Origin of the sequence: Flavobacterium tyrosinilyticum (genome assembly GCF_023656565.1) — a bacterium.
Lineage (GTDB): Bacteria > Bacteroidota > Bacteroidia > Flavobacteriales > Flavobacteriaceae > Flavobacterium > Flavobacterium tyrosinilyticum.
In genome coordinates, this window is the sequence record NZ_JAMOKG010000002.1 from 1,260,276 (window position 1) to 1,286,056 (window position 25,781).

General features: G+C 33.4%; 24 protein-coding genes and 2 pseudogenes. 16 read left to right on the forward strand and 10 right to left on the reverse strand.

Annotated features, from left to right (window positions below; translation table 11 throughout):
• Nucleotides 1–73 precede the first annotated feature (73 nt).
• A pseudogene (locus NCC77_RS13215) lies at nt 74–629 on the forward strand (REP-associated tyrosine transposase).
• A 314-nt stretch (nt 630–943) separates the two neighbouring features.
• On the opposite strand, the gene NCC77_RS13220 reads toward NCC77_RS13215, so the two are convergent.
• The 4 genes from NCC77_RS13220 to NCC77_RS13235 all read right to left on the reverse strand — a co-directional run bounded on the left by NCC77_RS13220 (nt 944) and on the right by NCC77_RS13235 (nt 3,967).
• Nucleotides 944–1,864, reverse strand: a complete 921-nt coding sequence (locus NCC77_RS13220) for a hypothetical protein (protein ID WP_250835993.1) — start codon at nt 1,862–1,864, stop codon at nt 944–946.
• A 164-nt stretch (nt 1,865–2,028) separates the two neighbouring features.
• On the reverse strand, nt 2,029–2,820 hold the full coding sequence (locus NCC77_RS13225; protein ID WP_250835994.1) for a glucose 1-dehydrogenase: 792 nt from the start codon (nt 2,818–2,820) through the stop codon (nt 2,029–2,031).
• A gap of 58 nt (nt 2,821–2,878) precedes the next feature.
• Nucleotides 2,879–3,457: a TetR/AcrR family transcriptional regulator gene (locus NCC77_RS13230; protein ID WP_250835995.1), complete on the reverse strand. Its 579-nt coding sequence runs from the start codon at nt 3,455–3,457 to the stop codon at nt 2,879–2,881.
• 102 nt (nt 3,458–3,559) lie between these two features.
• A complete protein-coding gene (locus tag NCC77_RS13235) occupies nt 3,560–3,967 on the reverse strand; it encodes a VOC family protein (protein WP_250835996.1) in 408 nt (135 codons plus the stop codon).
• Between the two features lie 235 nt (nt 3,968–4,202).
• Between NCC77_RS13235 and NCC77_RS13240 the strand changes: the two genes are divergently transcribed.
• The 5 genes from NCC77_RS13240 to NCC77_RS13260 all read left to right on the forward strand — a co-directional run bounded on the left by NCC77_RS13240 (nt 4,203) and on the right by NCC77_RS13260 (nt 8,094).
• Nucleotides 4,203–4,991 (forward strand): SDR family NAD(P)-dependent oxidoreductase, encoded by a 789-nt coding sequence (locus NCC77_RS13240; RefSeq protein WP_250835997.1) that lies wholly within the window; start codon nt 4,203–4,205, stop codon nt 4,989–4,991.
• A 234-nt stretch (nt 4,992–5,225) separates the two neighbouring features.
• Nucleotides 5,226–6,032 carry a phytanoyl-CoA dioxygenase family protein gene (locus tag NCC77_RS13245; RefSeq protein WP_250835998.1) on the forward strand — a complete coding sequence of 269 codons (807 nt, stop codon included), beginning with the start codon at nt 5,226–5,228 and terminating at the stop codon, nt 6,030–6,032.
• Between the two features lie 154 nt (nt 6,033–6,186).
• The gene (locus tag NCC77_RS13250) at nt 6,187–6,873 is read left to right on the forward strand and encodes a CDP-alcohol phosphatidyltransferase family protein (protein ID WP_250835999.1); all 687 of its coding nucleotides are present in this window, start codon (nt 6,187–6,189) and stop codon (nt 6,871–6,873) included.
• A gap of 1 nt (nt 6,874) precedes the next feature.
• Nucleotides 6,875–7,306, forward strand: coding sequence for a GtrA family protein (locus NCC77_RS13255; protein ID WP_250836000.1), 432 nt, complete (start codon nt 6,875–6,877; stop codon nt 7,304–7,306).
• Nucleotides 7,307–7,482: 176 nt separating this feature from the next.
• Nucleotides 7,483–8,094 (forward strand): DUF4833 domain-containing protein, encoded by a 612-nt coding sequence (locus tag NCC77_RS13260; RefSeq protein ID WP_250836001.1) that lies wholly within the window; start codon nt 7,483–7,485, stop codon nt 8,092–8,094.
• 102 nt (nt 8,095–8,196) lie between these two features.
• On the opposite strand, the gene NCC77_RS13265 is transcribed toward NCC77_RS13260, so the two are convergent.
• Nucleotides 8,197–9,333: a serine hydrolase domain-containing protein gene (locus NCC77_RS13265; RefSeq protein ID WP_250836002.1), complete on the reverse strand. Its 1,137-nt coding sequence runs from the start codon at nt 9,331–9,333 to the stop codon at nt 8,197–8,199.
• 871 nt (nt 9,334–10,204) lie between these two features.
• Between NCC77_RS13265 and NCC77_RS13270 the strand changes: the two genes are divergently transcribed.
• The gene (locus NCC77_RS13270; RefSeq protein WP_250836003.1) at nt 10,205–11,026 is read left to right on the forward strand and encodes a DUF8693 domain-containing protein; all 822 of its coding nucleotides are present in this window, start codon (nt 10,205–10,207) and stop codon (nt 11,024–11,026) included.
• 186 nt (nt 11,027–11,212) lie between these two features.
• On the opposite strand, the gene NCC77_RS13275 is transcribed toward NCC77_RS13270, so the two are convergent.
• The gene (locus NCC77_RS13275) at nt 11,213–12,109 is read right to left on the reverse strand and encodes a helix-turn-helix domain-containing protein (protein WP_250836259.1); all 897 of its coding nucleotides are present in this window, start codon (nt 12,107–12,109) and stop codon (nt 11,213–11,215) included.
• A gap of 161 nt (nt 12,110–12,270) precedes the next feature.
• Here NCC77_RS13275 and NCC77_RS13280 point away from each other — a divergent pair, with 161 nt between their 5' ends.
• From NCC77_RS13280 to NCC77_RS13310, 7 genes are all read left to right on the forward strand, one after another.
• Nucleotides 12,271–13,122 (forward strand): aldo/keto reductase, encoded by an 852-nt coding sequence (locus NCC77_RS13280; RefSeq protein ID WP_250836004.1) that lies wholly within the window; start codon nt 12,271–12,273, stop codon nt 13,120–13,122.
• Between the two features lie 38 nt (nt 13,123–13,160).
• Complete coding sequence (locus NCC77_RS13285; RefSeq protein ID WP_250836005.1) at nt 13,161–13,604, forward strand: nuclear transport factor 2 family protein; 444 nt, start codon at nt 13,161–13,163, stop codon at nt 13,602–13,604.
• A gap of 25 nt (nt 13,605–13,629) precedes the next feature.
• On the forward strand, nt 13,630–14,715 hold the full coding sequence (locus NCC77_RS13290) for an alpha/beta hydrolase (protein ID WP_250836006.1): 1,086 nt from the start codon (nt 13,630–13,632) through the stop codon (nt 14,713–14,715).
• 19 nt (nt 14,716–14,734) lie between these two features.
• Nucleotides 14,735–15,364 carry a flavodoxin family protein gene (locus tag NCC77_RS13295; protein ID WP_250836007.1) on the forward strand — a complete coding sequence of 210 codons (630 nt, stop codon included), beginning with the start codon at nt 14,735–14,737 and terminating at the stop codon, nt 15,362–15,364.
• A 13-nt stretch (nt 15,365–15,377) separates the two neighbouring features.
• Complete coding sequence (locus NCC77_RS13300; RefSeq protein ID WP_250836008.1) at nt 15,378–16,106, forward strand: carboxymuconolactone decarboxylase family protein; 729 nt, start codon at nt 15,378–15,380, stop codon at nt 16,104–16,106.
• A gap of 86 nt (nt 16,107–16,192) precedes the next feature.
• Entirely contained in the window at nt 16,193–16,666 is a 474-nt protein-coding gene (locus NCC77_RS13305) for a cupin domain-containing protein (protein WP_250836009.1), read from the forward strand.
• Nucleotides 16,667–16,683: 17 nt separating this feature from the next.
• Nucleotides 16,684–17,439 (forward strand): NUDIX hydrolase, encoded by a 756-nt coding sequence (locus tag NCC77_RS13310; protein WP_250836010.1) that lies wholly within the window; start codon nt 16,684–16,686, stop codon nt 17,437–17,439.
• A gap of 177 nt (nt 17,440–17,616) precedes the next feature.
• Here the strand turns inward: NCC77_RS13310 and NCC77_RS13315 are convergent, their stop codons facing one another.
• From NCC77_RS13315 to NCC77_RS13330, 4 genes and pseudogenes are all read right to left on the reverse strand, one after another.
• The gene (locus tag NCC77_RS13315; protein ID WP_250836011.1) at nt 17,617–19,191 is read right to left on the reverse strand and encodes a Na+/H+ antiporter; all 1,575 of its coding nucleotides are present in this window, start codon (nt 19,189–19,191) and stop codon (nt 17,617–17,619) included.
• Nucleotides 19,192–19,224: 33 nt separating this feature from the next.
• Nucleotides 19,225–19,632 (reverse strand): annotated as a pseudogene (locus tag NCC77_RS13320) (helix-turn-helix domain-containing protein); the annotation flags it as partial.
• 344 nt (nt 19,633–19,976) lie between these two features.
• Nucleotides 19,977–22,112: a TonB-dependent receptor gene (locus NCC77_RS13325; protein ID WP_250836012.1), complete on the reverse strand. Its 2,136-nt coding sequence runs from the start codon at nt 22,110–22,112 to the stop codon at nt 19,977–19,979.
• A gap of 322 nt (nt 22,113–22,434) precedes the next feature.
• Nucleotides 22,435–23,337 carry an AraC family transcriptional regulator gene (locus NCC77_RS13330; RefSeq protein ID WP_250836013.1) on the reverse strand — a complete coding sequence of 301 codons (903 nt, stop codon included), beginning with the start codon at nt 23,335–23,337 and terminating at the stop codon, nt 22,435–22,437.
• Between the two features lie 216 nt (nt 23,338–23,553).
• Between NCC77_RS13330 and NCC77_RS13335 the strand changes: the two genes are divergently transcribed.
• Complete coding sequence (locus tag NCC77_RS13335) at nt 23,554–24,432, forward strand: helix-turn-helix domain-containing protein (RefSeq protein ID WP_250836014.1); 879 nt, start codon at nt 23,554–23,556, stop codon at nt 24,430–24,432.
• A gap of 401 nt (nt 24,433–24,833) precedes the next feature.
• Nucleotides 24,834–25,742, forward strand: coding sequence for an MFS transporter (locus tag NCC77_RS13340; protein WP_250836015.1), 909 nt, complete (start codon nt 24,834–24,836; stop codon nt 25,740–25,742).
• Nucleotides 25,743–25,781 lie beyond the last annotated feature (39 nt).

Here is a 25,781-nt window from a genome sequence, read left to right on the forward strand (position 1 = left end):
AATTCCTTCAAAACCCCACAAATAAAAAGTGAAACTTTCCACTATACTTTTTATTTTTGTAGGAAAAAAGAACGTGTCGACAAAATATAAAGCAACAACAACTGAGGAAGCATATTTTATAACTGTAACTGCTGTAGGATGGATAGATATATTTACAAGACTAAATCAGAAAAATATCTTAATAAATGCTTTAAAGTATTGTCAGGAAAATAAAGGTTTAGAAATTTATGCCTATTGTATTATGAGTAGCCATATTCATTTGCTCTGCAAAGGAACGAATGGTTTTATATTATCTGATATCATTAGAGATTTTAAAAAATTTACATCAAAAAAAAATAATACAAACTATAATAGATGAACCTGAAAGCAGAAGAGAATGGATGTTGGAATATTTTCAGAAGTCATGCGAACATTTAAAAAAGAACCAGACTTATAAAGTATGGCAAAATGGCTATCACGCAGAACATATTTACAGCAATAAATTTATCAAGCAAAAAATTGATTACATCCATAACAATCCTGTAAAAAACAAAACTGTTAGTTCGGCTGAAGATTATTATTTTAGTTCGGCAAGGAATTATTCAGGCTTAGAGAATGATTTAGATGTTGTTTTTTTAGATCTGTTTTGAAAAAAATCAATTGCGTTCTAGAAAACATTAACAACAATTGATTTTTTTTGATTTGCATTGTGTCCAATCTTTGCGGGCACGGATTTCAAATCCGCGCTAACGATTGAGAGTAAATCTGCGGGATCGTTTTTTTAATTAATTTTAAACTAAATTTATAAGGGAGTAGAGAAAATCAAGAAAAAGATTCCAATTGATGCTGTAACCCAATAAAGCGAAAGTAATTTGATATTGATAATTTAGTATATTTAAATAACCAAAATTATTCATGGATTTTTAGGAATTTTACAAAATCAAATTTTAATTTTTAGAGCATATTAAATACTGTTAAGTCTTACCGATAAACTTTTTAAATCTTGTTCTAGAGACCGAACAGTAGCTTGCAATTCATTTAGCATATTGGCCCTTGAAGATAAATCATCTGCGCTGTAAATTCCGCCATCATAAAAAAAGAGTTTTTCGGTTTGAGCATCTATTTTTCCATCAAAATTGTATTGCAGCCATCTGTTTTTAATGCTTTCCTGCAGATCATTTTTTCCCGAATTGCTAAATTGTTTTTCGTTTAGTATCGCCCAGATAGAGTTGGGGTATGCGCCGTTAGAATTATCATTGAACCAAATATTTCTGAGCAGATTTCTTTCCAGTTTTAAGTTGATTTTTTTTCCTTTAGGAGCAATAGTCAGCGCTCCTAATCCGGCACTCACTAATCCGCCGCTGACACCAACAATATCACTAGCGTTATTGTTTTTTATTAAAACAGTCGCTACAGTAGTTAATGCGCCAATAGTTACAGAAGCAACCGTTAGATTTCTGGTTTTTTTATTATTGATATCGTTTACAAAATTGGCCAGTTTATCAATACGTTCGCCATTACAATCTAATTCTGATGCCAGTGCATTTATCTCTATGCTGGTAAGAATTAAACGATCGGTAATTTTTTGTTTTAAGACTAGTCTCTTTAAAGTGTCTCTTTTGGTTTGAAGATATTCTGCCAGATAAGATTCAATACCAATAGCCTTGCTTATCAGGATATCATGCTGCGATAAATTAGTTTTTAGAATACTGTCGTTATTGGATGTTTTATTCGGGAAAACTTCGAGTTTAGAATAATCATATTCAATGGTAGGCTGGCAGTAATTGCTGGTGAGATAATCAATTTTTGGACTATTCAAAACAGTTGAACATGAGGATACAAAAATAGATATAACGAATAAAATAAATATTTTATGCTGTTTCATATTGATTTTGTTTAACATTAAAAATACGAATTAACTTTTACTGTTAAAAAAAAACATTTCGTTAGAAATAGAATTTGCGAAGGCTTAACTTAGAAAACGACTATAAAAAGAAAAACGGATTACAGGCTATGCCGTAATCCGTTTCTACATAAAAATATTTTGATTTAAGAATTACCATAAAGGTTTGATTCCCCTCCATCAATAGCAATGGTCTGTCCGTTTACATATTGGCATTCATCGCTAAGAAGAAATGCAACAAGGTTACCTACGTCTTCAGGTTTTCCTAATCTTCTTGTAGGGTTTCTTTGTGCGTATGTTGTTTCAGCAGCTTTAGGGTCTGATGGATTTACCTGTTTAAAAGCTTCTGCCACCATTGGGGTAAGAATAGCTCCAGGTGCGATTGCATTGGTATAAATTCCATCTTTACCGTATTCTATTGCTGCATTTTTGGTCATACCCGAAACGGCATGTTTACTTGCAACATAAGGCATCTGATTAATAACCCCTCTGATTCCGCCTACAGAAGCTACGTTTACAATTTTTCCTCCGCCGTTTTTCTGCATTACCGGGATCACATATTTTAGACCGTAATAGACTCCCATAAGATTGATGTCAATTACTTTTTTAAATATATTAATGTCATAATCCACTATTGAGGCCTGTTTTCCTTCGATACCGGCATTGTTGTAGAATCCGTCGATACGGCCAAACTCTTCAACTGTTTTGTCTACATAATTTTTGACAGCTTGTTCGTCTGAAACGTCAGCGATTATGGTTATGATTTTTGCATTTGGAGCAACTGAATGGATTTCTGCTTTTGCTTTTTCGAGTGCTTCGGCATTGTAATCTACAATTGACAGATTGGCTCCTTTTACTGCTACTGCTTTACTTGCTGCTAGTCCGAGCCCCATAGCTGCTCCAGTAATGATAATTGTTTTGTCTTTAAAAATGCTCATGATATATAGTATTAAAATATGTTAATTGAAAAATTATTCATTTAAAATTAAAAAAATGCTAGCTTATACCTCTCCAGACCAAATCAAAGCAGTCATCGATGAGCTGCTGGCTTAATGGAAATAACTTTTGTATGATGCCTGTAGAGCAGGAGCGTACCGCACCATCAAAAAAGCTGATCAGTATAATGGCATCCAGTGCTTTTATAATTCCTTCTCGCTGTCCTTTTTCTAGAAGATCATAAAGAGGTTTGTTCTGTTTTTCGTACTCGGCCAGTTGTTTGGAGAAATTAAGCTGTATATAGCCAGACTGTTGATATTGGTCGATAAATACGGTTTCATCATAATGGTTTAGCCTGTAGTTAAGCATATTGATATAAATCTGCTTAAGTGATTGCCTTACGGGTAAATTAATGTCAAAGTCACGATACATGGCCTGCGTCATTTTATCCTCGACAGCGGCATAAGCCAATTGTACCACCTCTTCTTTGTTTTTAAAGTAGATGTAAAGGGTTCCTGCCGCAACTCCGGCCGTTTTGCTTATGCCAGAAATGGTCACGCTTTCTAATCCCTGTCTGCCTGTAAGTACATATACAGAATTCAAAATTTTCTCTCTTTTATCTAGATCTAAAGGTCTCATATAGTAAAGTTAAATGAAAAATTATTCATTTAAATAAAGTTGTTTGAATTATAACTTTTCTTTAACGCATTTTGGGCAGTATTCTCAATTGCTATTATTTTCTCATAATTCATAGCCAATCTCCCATATATGTCCAAAAGGATCTTTTAGCTTTCCAATTCTCCAGTCTTCTTCGGTTACCATGGGACAAATCTGTATTGCACCAAATTTTAGTGCATTTTCAAATATTTTATCTGCATTTTTAGTTTCGAGAATTATTCTGATTAGTGTATTAAATGCTGGATTTTCACTGCCATCACAGGGTGTTTCGTCACTAAGATAAAATTCGGCGCCTTCAATTTGCAATACAGAAGATATTTTATTGTTATCCCCTTCAAATCTTTTAGATTCAACAGCGCCAAAAGCGTCAGTGTAAAATTTAACCGCTTTTAATCCGTCATTCACTGTCAGGAAAGGCTTGATTTGAGCTTTCTGAGGCGTAATTTTTTCTTGTTTTTTTTCTTCTTCCAATTTCATAAACTTCAATTATATGTTACTATAAAAATAGTGTTTTTTTTAACTATACTATTTTCAATAGTTTAAGTGCGGTTGATTTCTAGCATTTATTCGGAAACGGTTTGAATATCTTGTTGGCGTATTGGGCGAAATAAGTGCCAGCGAATAGGGTTAGGGATAACCATTATGGATGTTGCTTATCCAGCGGTTTACAATTAATTTTTATATTTGAGTAATTTAAATGAAGAAAATGAGCGAAAAAACGAAACCTTATGCCTTAATAACGGGTGCCAGCAAAGGCATTGGAAAATCTATTGCTTATGAATTGGCCAAACAGGGTTATCCGCTATTGCTTGTTGCAAGAAGTGACGAGGAATTAAAAGCATTATCTAATGATCTTCAAGATAAATACGGCATCAATGCTTTTATTTTACCTCTTGATCTTTCAACAAATGGCGCATCGCAAAAAGTAACCGATTGGATAAAAAGTAATAATTACCCACTTGGAATTCTAGTTAATAATGCTGGTTATGGCGTGTGGGGCGATTTTAGTCAGTCTGCACTAAGCGATCAGCTTGGCATGATGCAACTCAACATGAATGTAGTGGTAGAGCTTTCGCATTTATTGGTTCCCATACTTTCACAACAAAAACAAGCCTACATTTTAAATATATCGAGTACCGCTGCCTATCAAGCTGTGCCTACGCTAGCAGTTTATTCGGCTACAAAGGCTTTTGTTTTGTCGTTTACCCGTGCCTTGCGTTTCGAATTGGCTCAAACCTCAATTTCGGTAACCTGTTTTAGTCCAGGTCCAGTGGATACTGGTTTTGCCGCAAGAGCTGGTTTAAGCGCTTTAAACAAAATGGCAGAAAAGTTTAATATGCAGCCAGATGAAGTGGCAAAAATGGCTGTAAAAGCTATGTTCAGCAAAAAATCAGAAGTTATTCCGGGTTTTACCAATATCATTTCAGTTTACGCCAACCGTATATTACCAAAGGCTTTCATAGAAAAAACCGCGGCTGGAATTTATAAGATTTAATTTTTTTTCGAAAAAAATATAAAAATATTCTTTGCAATAGAAAAAATATATATTATGTTTGTATTAAATTCTACTAATTCTATAGAGTATGTCAGATAAAAGAAAAAATACGTTTAATTTTCCTAAAGGTCGAATGCAAGCAAATATGCGAATGTGTTGTTGCTGTTGTTGTTGCAGCAATCTTTTAGACAAAATTATAAACACTATTATTTCATTTATTAAATCTATATTATCATGGGATCTTCTTATAAAACCTTCACTCTTACTGAGCAATTAACTAATGAGCAAATAAACTTTTTTAACGAACATGGTTTTATCCATTTCAAAAAATTTATAAATCCAGAAACAGTTTCATCCATCATTGATGCTTCCAAACAAGTGGAGCAAAAATGGATTGAAAACAATCTTCAAAAAGTAAATGGTGTTCCTATTAAATTTGGAAAAGATTTAGATGGTTCTCCTATTGTACAACGTTTTGCTTTTATCAATCAGCATCATCAAGCCTTAAGCGGTCTTTTACTTGATCCAAGATTTAATGGTTTGTTGCCATTGGCAGGTGAAGGCGCAAGATTAGGAACTGAAGAAAAAGACGGAATGGTTTTCAATCATTATATCAACGGGCCAGAAAGTAAGTTTACAAAAATGGGCTGGCACACAGACGGTTTAAGAGATATTTTTTATGGTGGAAAATTAAACCCGATGCTAAATGTGGGTATTCATTTAAGTACTTTAAAACCTGAAAATGGCGGTCTTAAAATCATTCCAGGTACACACAAGCAAAGTATTTATCAAATGCTTTTTCGTAAAAAATACTTTTTGGATCATCAAGCCGATCCAGACGAAGTTTCTATCAATCCAGAAGCTGGAGATTTAACTATTCACGATGGCCGTTTGTGGCACAGAGTGGCGCAATCCTCTATTCGTGGCGAAGAGAGTAGAAGAAGGGTTATTTATGTTCCGATTATAGCAGGAAAATATGCTCCTAAAAACGAGAACAGTCCAACGGTTTTCTATCAACGTTTTGCAGGTATTGTTAAATAATTATGCTGATTGTTCTCGCATTTAGTTATCTGGTTAGATCAGGTAAGCTAAAAAGTGCCAGCGATTTCTTTAAAAGTAAGCAAAGAAAAATCAAATTGAAAATTGCAAAAGTAGAATTGGCAATCCTGTCAGGTTTACAAATATTGGGCTAATAATGGGAAAAGAAATACAGGTGGAGGAGTATAGTACAATTGCGCAAAGAACATTTTCGGACCGCAAGCGAACTAATATTTTAAAAAGAGCAGAACAGTTAACGATTGTATTTTTGCTTCCCAAAGTGCCTAAATTCATTTCGCCCAACTTGCTTACTTTACTTGGAACACTTGGTTCAGGATTCGTTTTTTTAGCTTTTGTTTTAGGAACTTATTTGGCCAATTGGTATTTGCTTTTGGGTATTATCGGATTGGCTATAAATTGGTTAGGCGATTCTTTAGACGGAAGATTGGCTTATTACAGAAATATTCCACGCCGCTGGTATGGTTTTGCGCTCGATATTATCGCCGATTGGATCGGTATTGTACTTATAGGCTTTGGCTATTACATTTATGCTAAAAATGGCACACAAGTATTAGCCTTTGCTTTTGTTGCATTGTATGGCTGGTCGATTATCATCAGTCAGTTGCGCTACAAAATTACAAATGAATACAGTATAGATTCTGGCTTAGTTGGTCCAACAGAGCTTCGATTTATTATTGCTTTAATTTTAATTATAGAAGTTTTATTTCCTGGATCAATAACTTATTTGGCAGGCTTAATCACCATTACGTTATTTATAATCAATACCATAGACAGCTTGAAACTCTTAAAGTTGGGTGATTTAAAAGATAAAAACCAAGGCTGAAATGTTCAAGAAAAAAGCGATTGTCACTTTTCTGCAGGCGCAAGTTGCGGCATTTTTAGGTGGTATTACCGATTATGGTTTAATGATTCTATTAACAGAAGTATGTAAGCTGCATTTTACCTTTTCTATTTTAATTTCAGGAACCATTGGTGCCATTATTAATTTCAGCATCAATAGATTTTGGGTATTTAAAAATCAATTTGGTTATAGTAGCCGCATTAATAGTCAGCTTTTTAAATTTGCGTTGGTTGTATTAGGAAGCATTTCTTTAAAGTCATCTGGTACGCTTATTTTGCAAAAAGTATTTCAAATTGATTACCGAATCGGAAGATTAATCACCGACAGTTTTGTTTCTTATGGATTTAATTACCCACTGATAAAATATTGGGTTTTTAAGACAAAACACAAACAGGATATAATCAAATCAAATTAATCTTTTGGGTGTGATTGTTTTAACACATAGAAACATAGTTAAGAAGCTTCGGAATTAGATGTGTAAAAAGAATATTAAAAAGAAACTAGTTTCTTAACACATAGCTATGTTTGTTTTAAGCAAGTGAAACGCCTTTTGTAGCCATCCTGTAGCTATGTTTCTATGTGTTAAAATAAATGCACCCAACACTTCATACAAATATTCCGTTTATGAATAAATTATCATTTAAATATTTTACAAAATCACTAATCGTTATAACGATCTTAGTAAATATAGTTTCTGAAAATCTATTGGCACAATCTAAAAATCTATCGCCATTAAATTTTCCAACGCCCAAGAATATAGATAATATGCTATTTTACATTCAGCGAGATCCTAATATAAACACTGCTATTTATGCCATAAATTACCAAGAAAATGGAAAAATAGATAAAGAGAATCCGATAAAAGGATATTGGATTCGATATGCTGAGAAAGGAGAGAAGAAAGACTTTAATTATATACAACGCAAATTTGCCTACGGAATAGAAAGCAAAATCTTGAATAATGAGGAATTTGAGCTTCAATTTGTATCGTATAAAAAGTTGCCTTTAACCTTGAAAAAGATAGATTCAGATCAAAAATATCATGTTTTTGTAAGTGTAAATCAGAAAAGAATACAAGTAGAAAAAATATTTGTGCGTATTGAAGGAGGTTCCTTTTGGCTACCAAACGTAAAGTATGCCGAAGTTACCGGAATTGAGGCTTCTTCAAACAAAGCAATTACAGAAAGGATTCTATTAAAATAAGAATATTTGATACGTTAATAATACCTTGCAAGAAATCTTGAAAAACAGCTCATTTATTATAATGAGCTTTTTAATAATATCGTAAAGCATTACTAATTTTAGTTATTTTTTTCGGTTGCTTTTATTTTTTTCGAATATTTCATTTAATGTCTCTTCCATAATTCTCGCTGTCTCGTTACCACTTTGATTTGTAATAATGAATGCGCCTAGATCATATTTCGGAACTATATAAATATAACATTGAGAACGTGGCACTCCACCATGATGAAGGTAAAAGGTTCCCAGTTCTTTATCATCTGTTGCAATATTCCAGAAATAACCAATACTAAACTCCTTGTCAAATTTTACAATTGGTTGATGTGATTCGGCTACAACTTTATTATTCTTCAACTGAAACTTAATATATTTAGCCATATCAGGTATTGTTGATTTTATATTGCCCGACGCGCCCCATGGTAATTCTGGCATTGGTGTCGTGATTACAGGATTGTCACTATGATAGCCTACCGCAAGCTTTTTGGCTTCCTGAGCAGAAAGGATGATTTTGGTGTTCTGCATGGCCATGTTTTTTATCAGGTAATCTGTTAATAGCTTTTCGTACTTTGTTTTATAAATTTTTTCTAAAACAAAAGCTATAAGTTGGCTGCCTGCACTTGAATACTGATATTTATAACCTGGAACCGAATCAATTTTGACTTTATGAAGATCTCTTAAAAAATCTTTTTCGCTATAGTTCTTATAAAGTTCATTGATTTTTGCTGGAGTATCGTGGCTGGTGAAATTTTCTAGAATTGTATTGGCTTCCAATGGGAGCATATTTGGTAATCCGCTTGTATGTGAGAGTAAGTGCTTTATAAGAATAGGCTGTTTTCCGTACTTTAAATTTGGATAATCTTCGGGTAAATATTTCTGGATATCCTCTTCAATATTCAGTTTATTTTGGCTCACTGCTTCTGCTGTAAGTGTTCCTGCAAATGTTTTGCTTAAAGAACCAATTTCATAAATGGTTTCATTATTAGGGCAATTATTTTTTCCTTTTTCTAATTCTCCATAATGACCAATAAACTCTTTCCCTTTATAAACTATTGCGATTGAAGTAGAATGTATTAGAGGTTTTTTAATCATTCTATTGGCCGCACTATCAATCAAAATTTTAATATTAATCTTTTCTGCTTGCGAGCTCTGGGCCAGACAAAAGATAGAAGACAGTAAAAAAATTAAAAGGAATCTATTTTTCATAGTTTTAAATGGTTATATTTTTTTATGAGGTTTTTTCAAGTTAACAGCTCCGTAAAAGTAACAATTTAAACTAATGAGCCAGAGAAGAACAGCACTCAGTTATGGTAAAAAAAGCCACAACTATAATTTGTCTCTATTAGTGACTCTCTGTTACAAAATGAGAACTATTTTGCGTAAGATTTAAAGAATTTGGATTATTTATAACACAGATAACGATAATTTACTGCTGTTATATATTTTCGATTGTACCGTAAAAAAGACCTTTGAAGTTAAATATTATAACTATTAAGAATATTTTACTCCCTTGTGATCTTGTAATTATGCCACTAAATCAATCAAATTTGTAATTGTTATAAAAGACACTTCTATTTAAGATGTTGATAGGCTTTTTGGGGGAAGTTTATGATTCTTTTTACTTAATCCTTCTGAGATTGAATTGAATCAATATCAATAATCTAAAAGCTGTTTGTATAGTAAAAACTTACAGTCTTAATAGATATAGAAATTCAATTACTGGCTTACATGCCAGTGATTGAAACTATAGAGAATTTTCTGATTCCGTCTCGGTCTCTATAAAAGCATGTTTTTACAGCTTGTTCTCCCTTGTGAGTGGGATATTTATAACTTTTAGAGCTATAAATATAAATGAATTTTTAGTGTTCAATTATAAATTTACTTTAAGCATAGTGCTAAATCCTACTAATCAAACATCTTTTTTTATGGCTGTAAACTCAAATTCACCTCCTGTTTTTTTTCAAATTATAATTTACTCTCCTAATTGCAGCGAAAATATAATCGATTGTTTAAAATTATTTTAGAGTAAAGAACATCAAATTTATTTACCCACTTACTACTTATTAAATTATACGATATGAAAAAAAAATACTCATCAAATTTTATACTTTTAATTTCTTTTGTGTTATTAAACTCTCTAAATGCCCATTCTGTTTTTTGCAAGCCTGTATTTCAAAACAGTTATCAATCCATGTTACATTACAAGGATGTTCCCCCAATTGAAATACACCGGGTCTGGCTTAATCTGACTAATAATGAAGGTCTTTTTAAACAGCTTTTACTTGGTTATATAGAAGGAGCAACTAATGGTTTTGATTTTAATTATGATGCTGTTTCCTTGGATGCAAATAAATATGCGGATTTTTACAGCATTAACGAAGGAAAGAAACTGGTGATTCAGGCACGTGGTCTGCCGTTTCTTCTCAGCGATACAGTTCCTCTTGGTTACAGATCTGAAATTGTCGGAGATTTAAACATTTCAATTGATCATGCAGATGGCGATTTAACTGATCAGGATATTTATCTAGAGGATAAGGAGACCGGTATTATGCATAATTTGAAAAAAGGCGCTTATACATTTTCAACAGAAAAAGGAACTTTTGTAGATCGTTTCATAATTCGCTATACTGCCAAGGCAAATTTGGGGAATGCTCAATTTGATAATGATCCCGAAAATCTAATAGTTGCTTCAAAAAATAAGGTTATCACATTAAGATCTTATAAGACCGCTATGGAGCAAGTTTCAATTTATGATGCGGCAGGGAGGCTGATTTACAATATTGCGCAGCTAAAAGCATTTGATTTAGAGATTGATAGCATCAACTCCGGCAGTCAAGTATTCCTAATCAGGGTATTTTTTGAAGACGGGGGTAGGACATCCAAAAAAATAATATTTTAATTTTACATTAGAATTATATCTTTCCAGTGGCAGTTTTTTAAAATTCTGCCACTTTTTTTTAAATATAGTTTTAAGATATTAATAGGTTATAAGATGATGGCATAAAAAAAAGGTTAATTCCTAGGAATTAACCTTTTTTAAATTAGCGCTTAATTTTTCATTCATTTATTGCAAGCTTTTTTTTTCTTAATTCATTACCCTGTATTCATTAGGAGTACTGCCAACATGCTGCTTGAAAAAACGAGTAAAATGCTGTGGGTATTTAAATCCTAATTCATAAGCCACCTCATTGATGGTCTTTGTAGAATCAAATATTTTGTCTTTTGCCGTTTCAATAATTTTATTTTGAATGTATTCCTGAGCAGATTTTCCTGTTTCTTTTTTAATTAAATCACCAAAATAATTTGGAGACAAATTAAGCTCCCCTGCATAATGGGCAACAGATGGGAGTCCTATTGTATTTGGTTTTTCAGAAGAAAAATAACTATTTAATAGTTCTTCAAATTTTTCAACAATTCCTTTATTGGTAGTATCTCTGGTAATAAACTGGCGGTCGTAAAACCTTTCGCAGTAATTCAGAAACAACTCAATATTAGAAGCAATAAGCTTTTTACTGTGCTTATCTATAGATTGTTTTAATTCAATTTCAATTTTATTAAAGCAGTCAAAAACAAGTTGTTTTTCTTTTTCGGACAAATGCAAAGCTTCGCTAGTATTGTAACCAAAAAAACTATATTCACTAATACTTTTAGCAAGTGTTGTACCTCGGATTAAATCGGGATGAAAAACCAATCCATGTCCTACAGGCTGGTAATAATCTACTTTGTTTTCTACATCAATCGTCTGTCCCGGAGATATAAATACTAAAGTTCCTTCCTGATAATCATAATAATTGCGACCGTATTTTAAGTCTCCGCATTTTACCTGTTTCAGGAATATGCAATACAGTTCAAAATTCATTTTAGAACCAGTTCTTTCTTTTGCTTTAGAAAAATCAATTATACTAACTAATGGATGCAGCGTTTCATGATTATTAAAATCATTGTATTCGCTAATGGTTTCGAAATTAAATACCTGTTCCATGTTTTTCATTGTTTATTACACAAATTTAATCAATTAACAGCAGTTTAAATTTCGGTTTACTCTCAATCAGTAATCTTGGTAGGAAATTCAGTAATTCGTATACCAATGCCGTCGTATTTAGTTCGGAAATTTGTAATAATAGAATTATAAATCATATTACAATGTACAATATAAAATTAAACAATGGTGTTGAAATGCCCATTTTAGGGTTTGGTGTTTTTCAAATGCAGGATATGGCAGAATGCGAACAGGCAGTAGTGGATGCAATTGAAACGGGTTACAGATTAATTGATACAGCAGCATCTTACATGAATGAAGAAGCTGTGGGAAAAGGTATTAAAAGAAGCGGAATTGCAAGAGAAGAACTTTTTATAACTACAAAACTTTGGGTAAGTGATGCGGGTTATGAAAATACAAAAACAGCTTTCCAGAAATCATTAGATCTTTTACAATTAGATTATCTTGATTTGTATCTAATCCATCAGCCTTATGGCGATATCTATGGTTCTTGGCGTGCCATGCAGGAATTATATAAAGAAGGAAAAGTAAAAGCAATCGGCGTTTCGAACTTTCATCCTGACAGAGTTATGGATTTAATTGCTAATACAGGATTTGTTCCTGCGGTCAACCAAATCGAAACACATCCGTTTCATCAGCAGAATGAAACGCAAAAGTTCCTTGAGGAAAATAATATTCAAATTGAATCATGGGGACCTTTTGCTGAAGGAAAAAATGATATTTTCCAAAATGAAATTCTAACAGCAGTTGCTCAAAAATATAATAAATCTACAGCGCAGGTTATTCTGAGATGGTTAACTCAAAGAGGAGTTGTTGCTATTCCGAAATCGGTTCGTAAAGAAAGAATGGAAGAAAATTTCAACATTTTTGATTTTGAATTATCAAATGAAGATCTGAATGCTATTCAAACTTTAGATACCAATGCCAGTCTGTTTTTCGATCACAGAGATCCCAATATGGTAAAGTGGTTGAGTGAGAGAAAATTAAATAGATAATGTTTCCAAAAATACGGGAATTAAAAATTAACAATATTATGAAAAAATCACTTTTTGGACTGCTTATACTTATTCTAATGGCAAACCATTCTTTTGCACAAAATACTGCTGTTGAAGAAGAAGTAATACAACTTTCGAAACAAAAATGGCAATGGATGGCCGATAAGAATGTCGATAAACTCACGCCTTTGTTTGATGATAAATCTGTTTTTGTTCATATGGGAGGAAGTTGGGGTAAAACTCAGGAAATCAATGTGATTAAAAGTGGAGGAATTCATTACAAGAAAGCAGACGTTCACGAAGTTTCGGTAAATATTATTGGTGATACGGCGATACTTTTAAGTAAACTCACACTAGTAGCAGTAGTGGGAGGAAATGAAGTTACGAATCCATTTATTGTAACAGAAGTATATATAAAAGAAAGGAAGGAATGGAAATTAGGCTCATTGTCATTTACTAAATTAATGACACCTGGGCAATAAATTTGAAAAAATGAGGAAAAATAGAATGGAAAATAAAAACATTAAATTCTGCCTATTATACGGATTATTACTTATAATAGGAAGTTCATCAATTACAGCTCAGAAAAAAATAAAGCAAAAGCCATTAATTATAGAAGAACAAGGAAGTTTTGCAGTAGGAGGAACCGTAATTGAGAACCCAGGTACTTTTGATCCTTATAATATTGCTCCCGACGGACAGACTTTTAGAGGAGATCATGCTTATGTTTTTTATCAAATACCAGCCAAAACGCGCCAATATCCTTTGGTAATGTGGCACGGAATAGGTCAGTTTTCTAAAACTTGGGAAACTACACCAGACGGACGTGAAGGATTTCAGAATATTTTTCTTCGCAGAAAATTTCCTGTTTATTTAATAGATCAGCCAAGAAGAGGAAATGCAGGTAGAAGTACTTCAGAAGCTTCGATAAAACCAGTTCCTGATGAACAGCAGTGGTTTGGTGTTTTTCGTGTTGGGATTTGGCCCAATTATTTTGATGGTGTTCAATTTTCCCATGATCCTGAAGCACTTAATCAATACTTTAGAGCGATGACTCCGAATCTAGGAGCAATTGATATAAAGGTTACTACAGATGCAGCTTCTGAACTTTTTAATAAAATTGGTACAGCAATTCTCGTTACTCATTCTCATTCTGGAGGTATGGGCTGGATTACGGCTATTAAGAATCAAAATGTGAAAGCCATTGTATCGTACGAACCAGGCAGCGGATTTCTATTTCCAGAAGGCGAAGTTCCGTCTCCAATTGCAAGTTCAGCAGGTGCTCTTGAAGCCACAGCTATCCCACTAGAAGATTTTATGAAGCTGACCAAAATTCCGATAGTAATTTATTATGGGGATAATATTCCAGATAAACCATCAAAAAATTCAGGTGCAGACGGATGGCGCGCACGCTTGGAAATGGCAAGATTATGGCGTGATGCTGTAAACAAAAAAGGAGGAGATGTTACTGTGGTTCATCTTCCTGAAATGGGCATTACAGGCAATACACACTTTCCTTTCTCCGATTTGAATAATGTTCAAATAGCTGATCTTATGTCTGAATGGCTCAAAGAGAAAGGATTGGATAAATAATTTTGCTAAACTTAATACGATGAAAAAATCAACAACATTCTTGTATATAATAACTGTATTGATCTGCTTATTTTCAAGTTGTAGTAAAGCACAGGAATCAACTCAAAATAAAGCAGAATTGTCCAAAGATAAAAACATATTGATTGTGTATTTGTCGCGCACTAAAAATACCAAGGCTGTTGCTGAAATCATTCATAAAAATGTCGGCGGTGCATTAGTAGAACTTGAATTGCAAAAACCGTATCCCGAAGATTACAAAGAAATCGTGAGTCAGGTTTCCAAAGAAAATGAAATAGGTTTTCTACCTCCTCTAAAAACCAAAATAACCAATGTTGAAAAATTTGATATGGTATTTGTGGGTTTTCCAACTTGGGGTATGCAGCTGCCGCCTCCAATGAAAAGCTTTTTAAAAGAATATAATTTGGAAGGAAAAACGGTTATTCCTTTCAATACCAATGCAGGATATGGAGTTGGCAGCAGTTTTCAAACGGTTAAAGAATTATGTGCAAAAAGCAGTGTTTTAGAAGGCTTCTCAGTCAAAGGTGGCATTGAAAGAGATGGAATTTTATTTGTAATGGAAGGCGAAAAAGAAAAACAAGTTCAGGTTGAAATCCAAAATTGGCTGAAGAAAATAAAAATGGTTAATTAATTATTCAATGAAAATGAAAACACTTTTAAAATCCATATTATTTACAATAGCAATACTAACTTCAACAACAATGGAAGCTCAAACGGATACAATTAAAAGTTTAGATAATAAACAAAAAGCGATTGTTAGAATTGCTGCTGTGACTGCAAAAGGCGATTTAATTAAACTTAAAGAAGAACTAAATACAGGATTAGATGCGGGTTTAACAATTAATCAGATCAAAGAAAGTTTGGTTCATCTTTATGCTTATTGCGGATTCCCGAGAAGTATTCGAGGATTACAGACTTTTATGATTGTACTGGACGACCGAAAAGCAAAAGGTATTACTGATGTCGTTGGCTCCGAAGCATCTGCAATAAAAGACGAAGGCAGTAAATATGAAAGAGGCAAAGCAATCTTAGAAAAACTGACAGGAGCCAAGCAGGATGGCCCGAAAACTGGTTATTCAGCATTTTCGCCAGAGATAGATACTTTTCTGAAAGAACATCTTTTTGCAGATATTTTTGAACGTGATGTTTTAACTTATACTGAAAGAGAATTGGTAACCATTTCTGTAATTGCTACTATAGGAGATGCAGAACCGATGCTTCAATCGCATTTAAATATTTGCCTGAATGTTGGCTTTTCTCCAAGTCAGTTAAAAGAATTTGTGGGCGAAATTAGAGCAGCAGCTGGTAATAAAGCAGCAAAGGCTGCGAAAAAAGAGCTAGAAGAAGTGCTAAAAACAAGGTTTAAAAAATAATATTGATGATTGCATTAATAGTAATCTTTAAGATTATTAGTCAGGTCTAGTTTCATCATTTAACAAACTAAAGAAAAATGCAGAAAATGAATTTAAAAAAAGGCAGAGTTATAGTTTTTACATTCTGCATTGCAATAGGAATAATGTCATGCAGTAATAAAAAAGAAGAACAGATAGATAATATGATTTTTAAAAAAGGGGAAAAAATCACAAATAATAATTTTACAGGAGAAGTCTGGCTCAATAATTTGGCGCAGGCAGACAGTATTAATCAAAATGCTGTTGGAAGTGTAACGTTTGAACCCGGCGCAAGAACGAAATGGCACAGTCATCCTGCGGGACAAATTATACTGGCTCTCGATGGAGTGGGTTATTATCAGGAAAAAGGAAGCCCGAAAATTATGGTAAATAAAGGAGATGTCATTAAATGTCCAGCTAATATTGCGCATTGGCATGGTGCGAGTGTAGATGCCAAATTTGTTCAGGTTGCAATAACAGGAAGAGAAAAAGGAGAAACAGTGTGGCTGGAACAAGTTAGTGACGTCGAGTATAGTAAATAAAAGATATAGTTATATAAATGGAAAACTCATTGAAGGAACTTGTTTTAGAATTTTCCAAAATAGCTTGGAATGAATATTTGCCACATCTGTCAATTGACTGTGCTGTTTTTGGCTACAATACTTCTAATATGAAAGTATTATTGGTAAAATTAAAAGATCAGGAACTTTGGTCATTGCCCGGCGGATATATTAGAAAAAAGGAAGATATAAAAGAAGCTGCGAAAAGAATTTTGGCAGACAGAACTGGCGCAAATGATATTTACTTGCAGCAGTTTAGCGTCTTTGCAGATGCCAATAGAAGCGAAGATTTCTTTAAGGATTATGAAGATGGGTTGTGGAATAAACAGCGTTTCATTTCTTTAGGTTTTTATGCTTTGGCTGATTATGAAAAAGTAAATCCTGTTACAGATGTTTTTTCAAGTGTCTGCGAATGGATCGATATTAATGACCTTCCTGATATGATGATGGATCATCGAATTATTTTAGATCAGGCCTTACTAAATCTTCGTAAAGAACTTAATTATAAACCCATTGGCTATAATCTTCTTCCCGACGAATTTACAATGCCGGAATTACAGAGACTTTATGAAATTATTCTCGGCAAGAAACTAAATAGAGGAAATTTTTATAGAAAAATGATTGGTTATGATATTCTGGATAAAATGGATGAACCAAGAATGGAAGGCAAAGCACATAAAGCACCTCATATTTATAGGTTTAATGTCAAGAAATATAATATTGCCCTTCAAGATGGACTCAAAGAAGGTTGGTAGAAAGAGATAAAAACTAATTTCGAATAAAATTGACTTAAAAACAAAAAACAATTTTTGATAACAGATTTATACAATAAATCTTAAAAGATTTTTGTCATAATTGATGGTAATTAAAATAAAGACCTGTCTTAATTTTTTTACGATAGAAAAGATGTCATATTCACTTATAATGTGATCTTAAAAATGAATTAGTTTTTCTTCTTCAAGATCTAAATAATACATTTGTTTTCTAATGATCGATTCATCTATACTTTGGTCTTCCTTGTTTTTATCAATTAACCATTGTCTCTGATGATTTATTAAATCAAGATAAATGCTTTTGAGTTCATTTCCAATCGATTCATCATCAATTCCTTTGCTGTGATGTTCCCATTTTTGAATGAGCTGCTGTAATGATGTATTACTTTCAAGCTGATCTTGATAAGTTGTTTTTAAATAATTTAAAGCATATTCAGAAAGATCTTTCCGTAAAATAGTACTGGCTTCTTCGCGAGAAAGCGGATCATAGATTGCTGGCAGTTTTATTTTTTTTATAAAATATGGTAGTGTTAATCCTTGAATCAATAAAGTCAAAAGGATGACGATAAAAGTGATAAATAAAATAAGATTTCGTTGCGGAAAACCGTTTCCATTGTTTAAATATACCGGAATAGATAATGCGGCAGCCAAAGAAACGACACCTCTCATGCCGGTCCAACCAAGAATAAATGGAGTTTTATATCCAGGATTTCTTGTATCAGCAACTGTGATAAAATTACGGGCAATTAATGTGACGACGACAGCGCCGTAGGCAGATAATAATCGGCTTATTATTAAAACAACAGTAATTAAAACGCCATATCCAACAGCGGCAGCGATACTGATATCTTCTAGTCCTGAAGTAATTTGAGGTAAATCTAATCCAATCAGCATAAAAACCAGTCCGTTTAAAATAAAACAAAGACTTTCCCATACATTTACTCCTTGTATGCGAGATCTGCTGCTCAAAAAACGATGCCTGTTGTTGGATAAAAGTAAACCTCCGCTTACTACCGCTAATACACCAGAACTATGTACTTCTTCGGCTGCGAGATATATGACATAAGGTGTAAGGAGAGATAAAACAATATCAACATTAGCACTTGTGGGTAAATATTTATGGGCTTTCATAAAAAGCCATCCTATGAGTAAACCGATTCCAACCCCACCAATAATCATCCAGCTAAAGCTTATTGCGGCTTTGTAAAATACAAACTGCTCTGTTGCAACGGCTATCATTGCAAATCTGAAAATAATTAATGAGGAAGCATCGTTCAATAGACTTTCACCTTCTAGTATAGAGGACATCGTTTTAGGAACTCTCACAAATTTTAAAATTGCACCTGCACTAACCGCATCTGGAGGAGATACGATTCCGCCCAATAAAAAACCAAGCGCAAGAGAAAATCCAGGAATAAAATAATTGGCCACTAACGCTACTGAAAGTGCAGATAGAAAAACGACTATAAAGGCAAAACTTGTAATAATACGCCTCCAGCGCCACATTTCTTTCCAAGAAACAGACCAAGCAGCTTCGTATAATAATGGGGGAAGAAATATCAAAAATATAAGATCAGGCTCGATTTCTATTAAGGGAACTTTTGGAATAAAACTAATGAATAACCCTGCTAATACCAGCAATACAGGATAGGCTACTTTTATTTTATCAGCCAGCATAATTAGCAGTAAAATAATGATTATTAAACCTAAATAAAAAGGAAAATTTTCAAGCATTCGTTATCTTTTAAATAGAAATTTGCAATAGTTTTAGTTTAAATTTCGGTATTCGATGGGCGTGTAGCCGGTATTTTTTTTAAACATTCGATTAAAATGTTGAGGATATTTAAAACCCAATTCAAATGCGATCTGACTTATTGATTTATTGGTATCAAAAATCCTCTCTTTGGCTAAGTTAATCAATTTCAATTGAATGTGTTCCTGAGCAGATTTACCCGTTTCTTTTTTTATTAAATCACCAAAATAATTAGGAGAAAGATTTAAAAGATCGGCAAAATATCCTACCAGAGGCAGACCAGTATCCTGAGCAATTTCTGATTGGAAATAATCATTTAACAGATTTTCAAATTTTGATAAAATATCAGTATTAATATTTTCTCTGGTTATAAACTGCCTGTCATAAAAGCGAACACAATAGTTTAACAGCAGTTCAATATTTATTTAAATGTAATACAAATATACTACGCAGATTGTTAATTAGTTAGACTGAGTATTCAAATCAGTAAAAATGGTAATAATAGCAGTAATATGTGTACTATTCCAAATGAATTATTGAAGGAACTTTGTACTATCAAAAAAGTCAACAATATTATTACATAAAGATCTATAAAGTTTATAAAAATGAAAACTTAGGAATTAGTAAGCCTACCTAAAATAAATTATTATCATTAAAAAAAAAGCTGTCCGTAAAGGACAGCTTTTGATCAAAAAAAAAATAAAAAAACAAGGTAACAATTTATTAAGGATTTGCCTTAAACTCTATATAATTCGAGTAATGTATTTTAGAATGAATGTGAAAGACTTACCGTCATACGAGTTCCATTTTCTTTAACGTAACTCATATTATTGACCTGCCACTGTGATATTACGGAGAAGTAATCTTTATTAAATAAATTTTCTATTCCCACACGTAAAGTTGTTTTTTCTTTGAAAATATAACTTGTAGAAAAATTAAAAGCAGTAAATGCTTTAATAGGACCTGTACCATATGTATATGCGCCGTTTACCGGTTCAAATCTGTCTCTGCCTGAAGTATTTATCATTTGGGTAAAGATTGACCAGTTTTCTATTGGTCTGTAAACGGCAAAAGCGGTTAATTTTGGCGGATTGATACGGTCTCCTCCAAGGTATACATCACCTGTGGCAGTTTCACGTTTGCCCTCGGTATAGGAGTAGTTTGCACCAAGGTCAAATTTTGGATGAAATCTGTATTTTGCTCCAAATTCAAAACCGTATATTTTTTCTGGTGAGCGGGAGATCTGCGGATTTCCATCTATATATGCATAAGAGGCGCCCAGTTTAGAAGTGCTGTAAAAAACAGCTCCTTCATAGGATAAATCCGAAATAGCCCCTGAGAATCCAACTTCGTAGTTATTGGCCACTACTGCTTTAATTGAAGTATTGCTGACGGTGTTTTCTTTAGCCGCACGCAGCACAAGACCTAGGTCTGCTACGCTGAAACTTTGCGAGAAGCTGGCAAAAGGCTTGAAAGCATTCCATTTAGTATAACGAAGTCCTGCATTGAACATCAGCGTATTAAAGTTCAAATCTCCGCCGTTAACTGCCACGCCGCCGCCTACATAAGTGCTTGTTACATAATTACGGATTGCAATTGTCGTGTAATCTGGTACATTAATATGAACATTCTCCAGTCTTAATCCGGTTTTTAATACTAAATTAGGCTCAAACATATTTTTGATCTGGAAATAAGGAGCCAGGTTAGACATTTTCATTTCTGGAATAACCAGTCTGCCATCGGTCAGATGGGTATCTGTAATATCTGAGAGAATGTCAAGTCCATAGGTTACGCTCCCGTTGATAAGATTGTTCACTTCATAAGGACTGTTCATATTAAGACGAAACCCCAATTTTTTACTCTGTGTTGCAGGCTGTCCGTTATTTTCGAAGAAATCGCTGTAATTGATCAAAGTCAGATAATCCTGAAAATATAAAACAGCGCTCAGATCGCTATGGCCCATAATATTCTTTCCTGTATAGGTTAAACTTGCATTGTGGTTGTAAGGAGTTCCTTCAGGTTCTCCCGGTCTTTGTCCTTTAACGCCGATGGTCGGTCTGTCAAAATTCCCATAAACACCTGCTTGTGCTATGTAATCAGTAACCTGAGTGCTTTTGTAATAATTATACATAACTTCAAGACGGTTATCTGAATTGAAGTCGTAGCCAAGTTTTGCAAATGCATTCCAGTTTCTAAGGTCATTCATACCATATTCTGGTGATAGAATTCTTCCTTTTGCATCACGGTAAAGCCCTGTTTCTTCATAACGCCCGCTAACAACATAGTCAAATTTATCGACCTTTCCGCTGAAAAGCTGTGATACAAAGAATCCAGCGGTCTCTTTTGGTTTAATTAGTGAAAAGGCGCTGCCAGCTTCAGTAGTTCCGCTGAAGACTTTATTTTGATCAGCCTTTTTAGTGATGTAATTTATTAAACCTCCGTCAGCACCGTTACCGTAAATGGCGGTTGCCCCTTTTATAACTTCCACGCGTTCTAATGCTGCAGGGTCCAGAGAGCGAATATCTTTAGCACCATCCCTTAATGGTGTAGATTGGGGAATACCGTCAATCATTACCAAGACACGTCGCCCCCTGAGGGTCTGTCCAAGGTTCGAGGTTCTGTTGGTACTAAATCCAAGTCCCGGTACGGAAGCCCCTAATATGTCACTTAGATTGGTACTTATGCTTAATTGTTGCTGGAGCTGTTTTTTAGAAATAAGAGTTACTGAAGAGGGAACCTGATCAAGGCTTTCAGGCTGTCTTGTTGCAGAGATTACAACTTCATTAAGTTCATTATCAGATTTTGATTTAATGGTATCTTGAACTGTATTTGAGTTAGTTTGTTGTGCGGATAGAGAACCTGCTGCGAGAAGCAACAGCAATACGGGTAGATAATTTTTCATTATTACTTATTTAGACTTAATTAAAATAGCCAAAAATAAGTAAATAGTGCTGTTTATGCAATCTATAAATTATGATTTACTGCTAATGGCTGGATAACTTAGTTTTAATTGAGGTGCAATAGTTTGAAAATCAAAATGATGTGATCTTGCTTTCAATGAATCAATTGTAAGTGAGGATGAATATCTTAAGTAAATCTTAAGAAATGGTGATGTAGTTATCTTAAAATAAGCAATAAAATACAGTTTCCTGATTTCATAGCTTTAGTAAAGACTAAAAAAAGTTAAAACGAAAGTTTTAACTTTTTAATAGTTTTCTTTTGATTTATTCAATTGGAATGCAAAAATCTACGATGCTCATTTTTTCCGGATGCTCATTGAAATCATTATAATAAATTTCATAAGGATTTCGATCAGCTTTTTTATATCCGTTTTCGTTCATCCAAATAAAAAGACCGCTCCATGATTTTTCAAATTCGTTTATTTGAATTTCAAAATGTCCAACAATAAATTTACCTTTTTCAATAGTAGTTAATCCAATTTCCCCATCAACTTCAACTTTTTCTTTCAACGAAATGCAGGCACTCATTCTAACTTTTTCAGGTTCTGTTATTTTAAAACTATCGTGGTAAATGGTAACTACTTTTAAGTTTTCATTTTCTAAAAGCCCTTTTGGAGTTGCCCATTTAATTAATTTTGAATAAGCATCTTGCATTCCGTTATGGCCAATTTGTGTAATATAGGCAAGATCTAATTTTGGCATTTCTTTAATTTCAATTTTTGCTTTCATTTTAATCCAATTTTTAAGATTATTAATGTTGCAAATATATTGGTCAAAAATTCCATTTTCTTGTCCATTCTTGCTATCCATTTTACCGATCTTGCTAAATTTGTTTGAGTGGTTTTTTCTGAACTCGGTAGGACTTAATGCGTAAAATTTCTTAAAAGTTCTGGTAAAAGAAGAGTTGCTGTTAAAGCCGTATTGTAATGAAAGTTCAGAGATTGTAATCTCTTTTTTATGTATAAGTATTAATGCTGTTTTTTCAACTCTTTTGCGGGTAATGTATTCATTTATAGTTTCATTTGTAATTGCCTTAAAAATTCTGTGCAAATGAAATGGTGAGTAATTTCCAATTTTAGCTATAGTTTCCAAACTCAGTTCCTGATCTAAATTTTGGTCAATAAATAATAATACATTATTAATTCGTTTTATGTAATCTTCTTTCATATTTAGGTTATCAGTCGTTCTAAATTAATCTTTTAATGAAATAGTAATCAATAGCGGAATCAAAAGTATCAATTAAAAAAACATTTTGCGGCTATTCTATCGAGTGCAGAGAATCTTTTCAAAAGATTGAATGTAAATTGGAGCTCAAACAAAGTGTTTTGGAGTAAAATTTAGATTAAGAGATTTTAATATGTTTGAATTTCTTAACTTTGTAAAATGAAAGAGAAGATCATAAGAGAAGTTTCCAAGTTTAATAACGAACTGAAACTGCAGGGCTTTAAAGCATTCCAGATAGAAGATGATGGCAGTGAAACCAGAACTTACAGCAGAAAGGAGTTTTATAAAATCTGCCTTACTACTGGGAAAAGCAAGATTCATTATTCTGACAAAACCTATGAGCAGGAAGGTACGATTCTCTTTTTTGGAAATCCGCACATTCCGTATTCATGGGAAACTATTTCTACAACTTATATTGGCTATACTATTTTATTTTCAGAAGAGTTTTTTAAAAACTCCGAACGTTCTGAAAGCCTTCAGCAGTCTTCTTTTTTTAAAATTGGCGGAACACCTGTTTTGAAAATCACAGAAGAGCAAAGAGGTTTTCTCAATACTATTTTTCATAAAATGATTGCCGAACAAGAAAGTGATTATGTTTTTAAAGATGAGCTGATTCGAAATTACATCAGCCTCATTATCCATGAATCTTTAAAGATGGAGCCTTCTCAAAATTTCGAACAAAATAAGAATGCATCTTCCAGATTGGCATCTGTATTTTTGGAATTGTTGGAAAGACAGTTTCCAATTGAAACTACTTCCAATCCGCTTCAATTAAGAACAGCACAACATTACGCAAAACATTTGAATGTGCATGTCAATTACCTGAATCGAGCCGTAAAAGAGGTTACAGGAAAATCGACAACGAATCATATTACCGAGCGGATTATAACAGAAGCTAAAGCGCTCTTACAGCATACTGATTGGAGTGTTTCTGAAATTGGTTACGCACTTGGATTTGATTATCCAACCTACTTTAATAATTTCTTCAAAAAAAACACCGGCACTAATCCCTCTTCATTTCGCTTGGCAGAAGTTTGAATTTCTTAATCTTTGGTTTGATAATCGTTACACGATGAGATTTGCTCAGAAGTATCTTTGTACTATAATTTAATGTAGTATAAAAAAGATATGAATAGCAATAATAATTCAGCAGGATTAAAGAATATAGCTTATGCAGGATGCCTGGGAGTAATAGGTATTATCAGTACTGAATTTGGTATTATTGGAGTCTTGCCGCAAGTTGCTTCCTATTATAATATTGGAATAGATAAAGCTGGATTATTATTAAGTGCTTTTGCATTGACTATTTTCCTGATTGGTCCGTTTATGGTTCTTTTTACATCAGGGATCGATAGGAAAAAGATGATGATAGGGGCTGTTTCACTTTTTTACTGTCAAATATTGTTTCAGCATTTGCTCCTCCTTTTTGGGTATTGGTTTTGTTTCGAATCATACCAGCCGTTTTACAGCCCGTTTTCTTTTCAGCCGCAGTTGGTACAATCATCCGCAGTGCTCCCAAAAGTGAGCAATACAAATTGATGGGAATTGTAATTGGCGGTATTGCTTTGGCACAGGTAACTATCATTCCTTTAGCGGCTTATATGTCCAGCTTGTATGGATGGCAAGTCAGTTTTATGATTCAGGGTTTAGTCAGCCTAATTGCTCTGGGTGGTATCATGGTTTTTATACCCAATATGACTGTGAAGGAAAAACTATCTTATGGAAGTCAGCTTCTAATATTAAAAAAACCGCGCTTTGTCATTAGTGTTGTATTTAATGTGTTTTTAATTTCGGCCTGGTTTTCAACGTACAGTTATTTTGCTGACTATCTCGGAAAAGTAAAAAGGATGACTGGACAGGAGATAAGTTATATGTTATTGCTTTTTGGAATAACTGGAGTTGTTGCCAATTGGCTAGCCGGAAGGTTATTATCAAAAAACATTACACTCACAACAGCATTTTTCGCATTAGGAACAATAGTATTGCCCGCTATTTTGAAGTTTTCAGGCAATAATTTTAATGTGCAGATTATAATAGTAGTTTTTTGGGGAATTATGTATGGACCTGCATTTTTAACTGCGATTTCTTATATGATTGATGCAGCTCCAGAAGCTCCAGAATTTGCCAACAGTCTTCAGTCCTCATTCGGAAATCTTGGCGTTTCAACAGGAACCATTATTAGCGGATGGTTTATTGCAAATGTGGGTATTCAATCTATTCCCTGGGTTGGAGCAAGTTTTGGAACATTAGCAATTGTGACTATGGGTATCAGAGAAATATATGATAGAAGAACTAAGAACAAAAGTAGTGATCAGGTGACACATTTGACTGTAAATTCGAGGGGTTAATTATACCTATAAGGAATTTTGATAAAATAATTATAATGA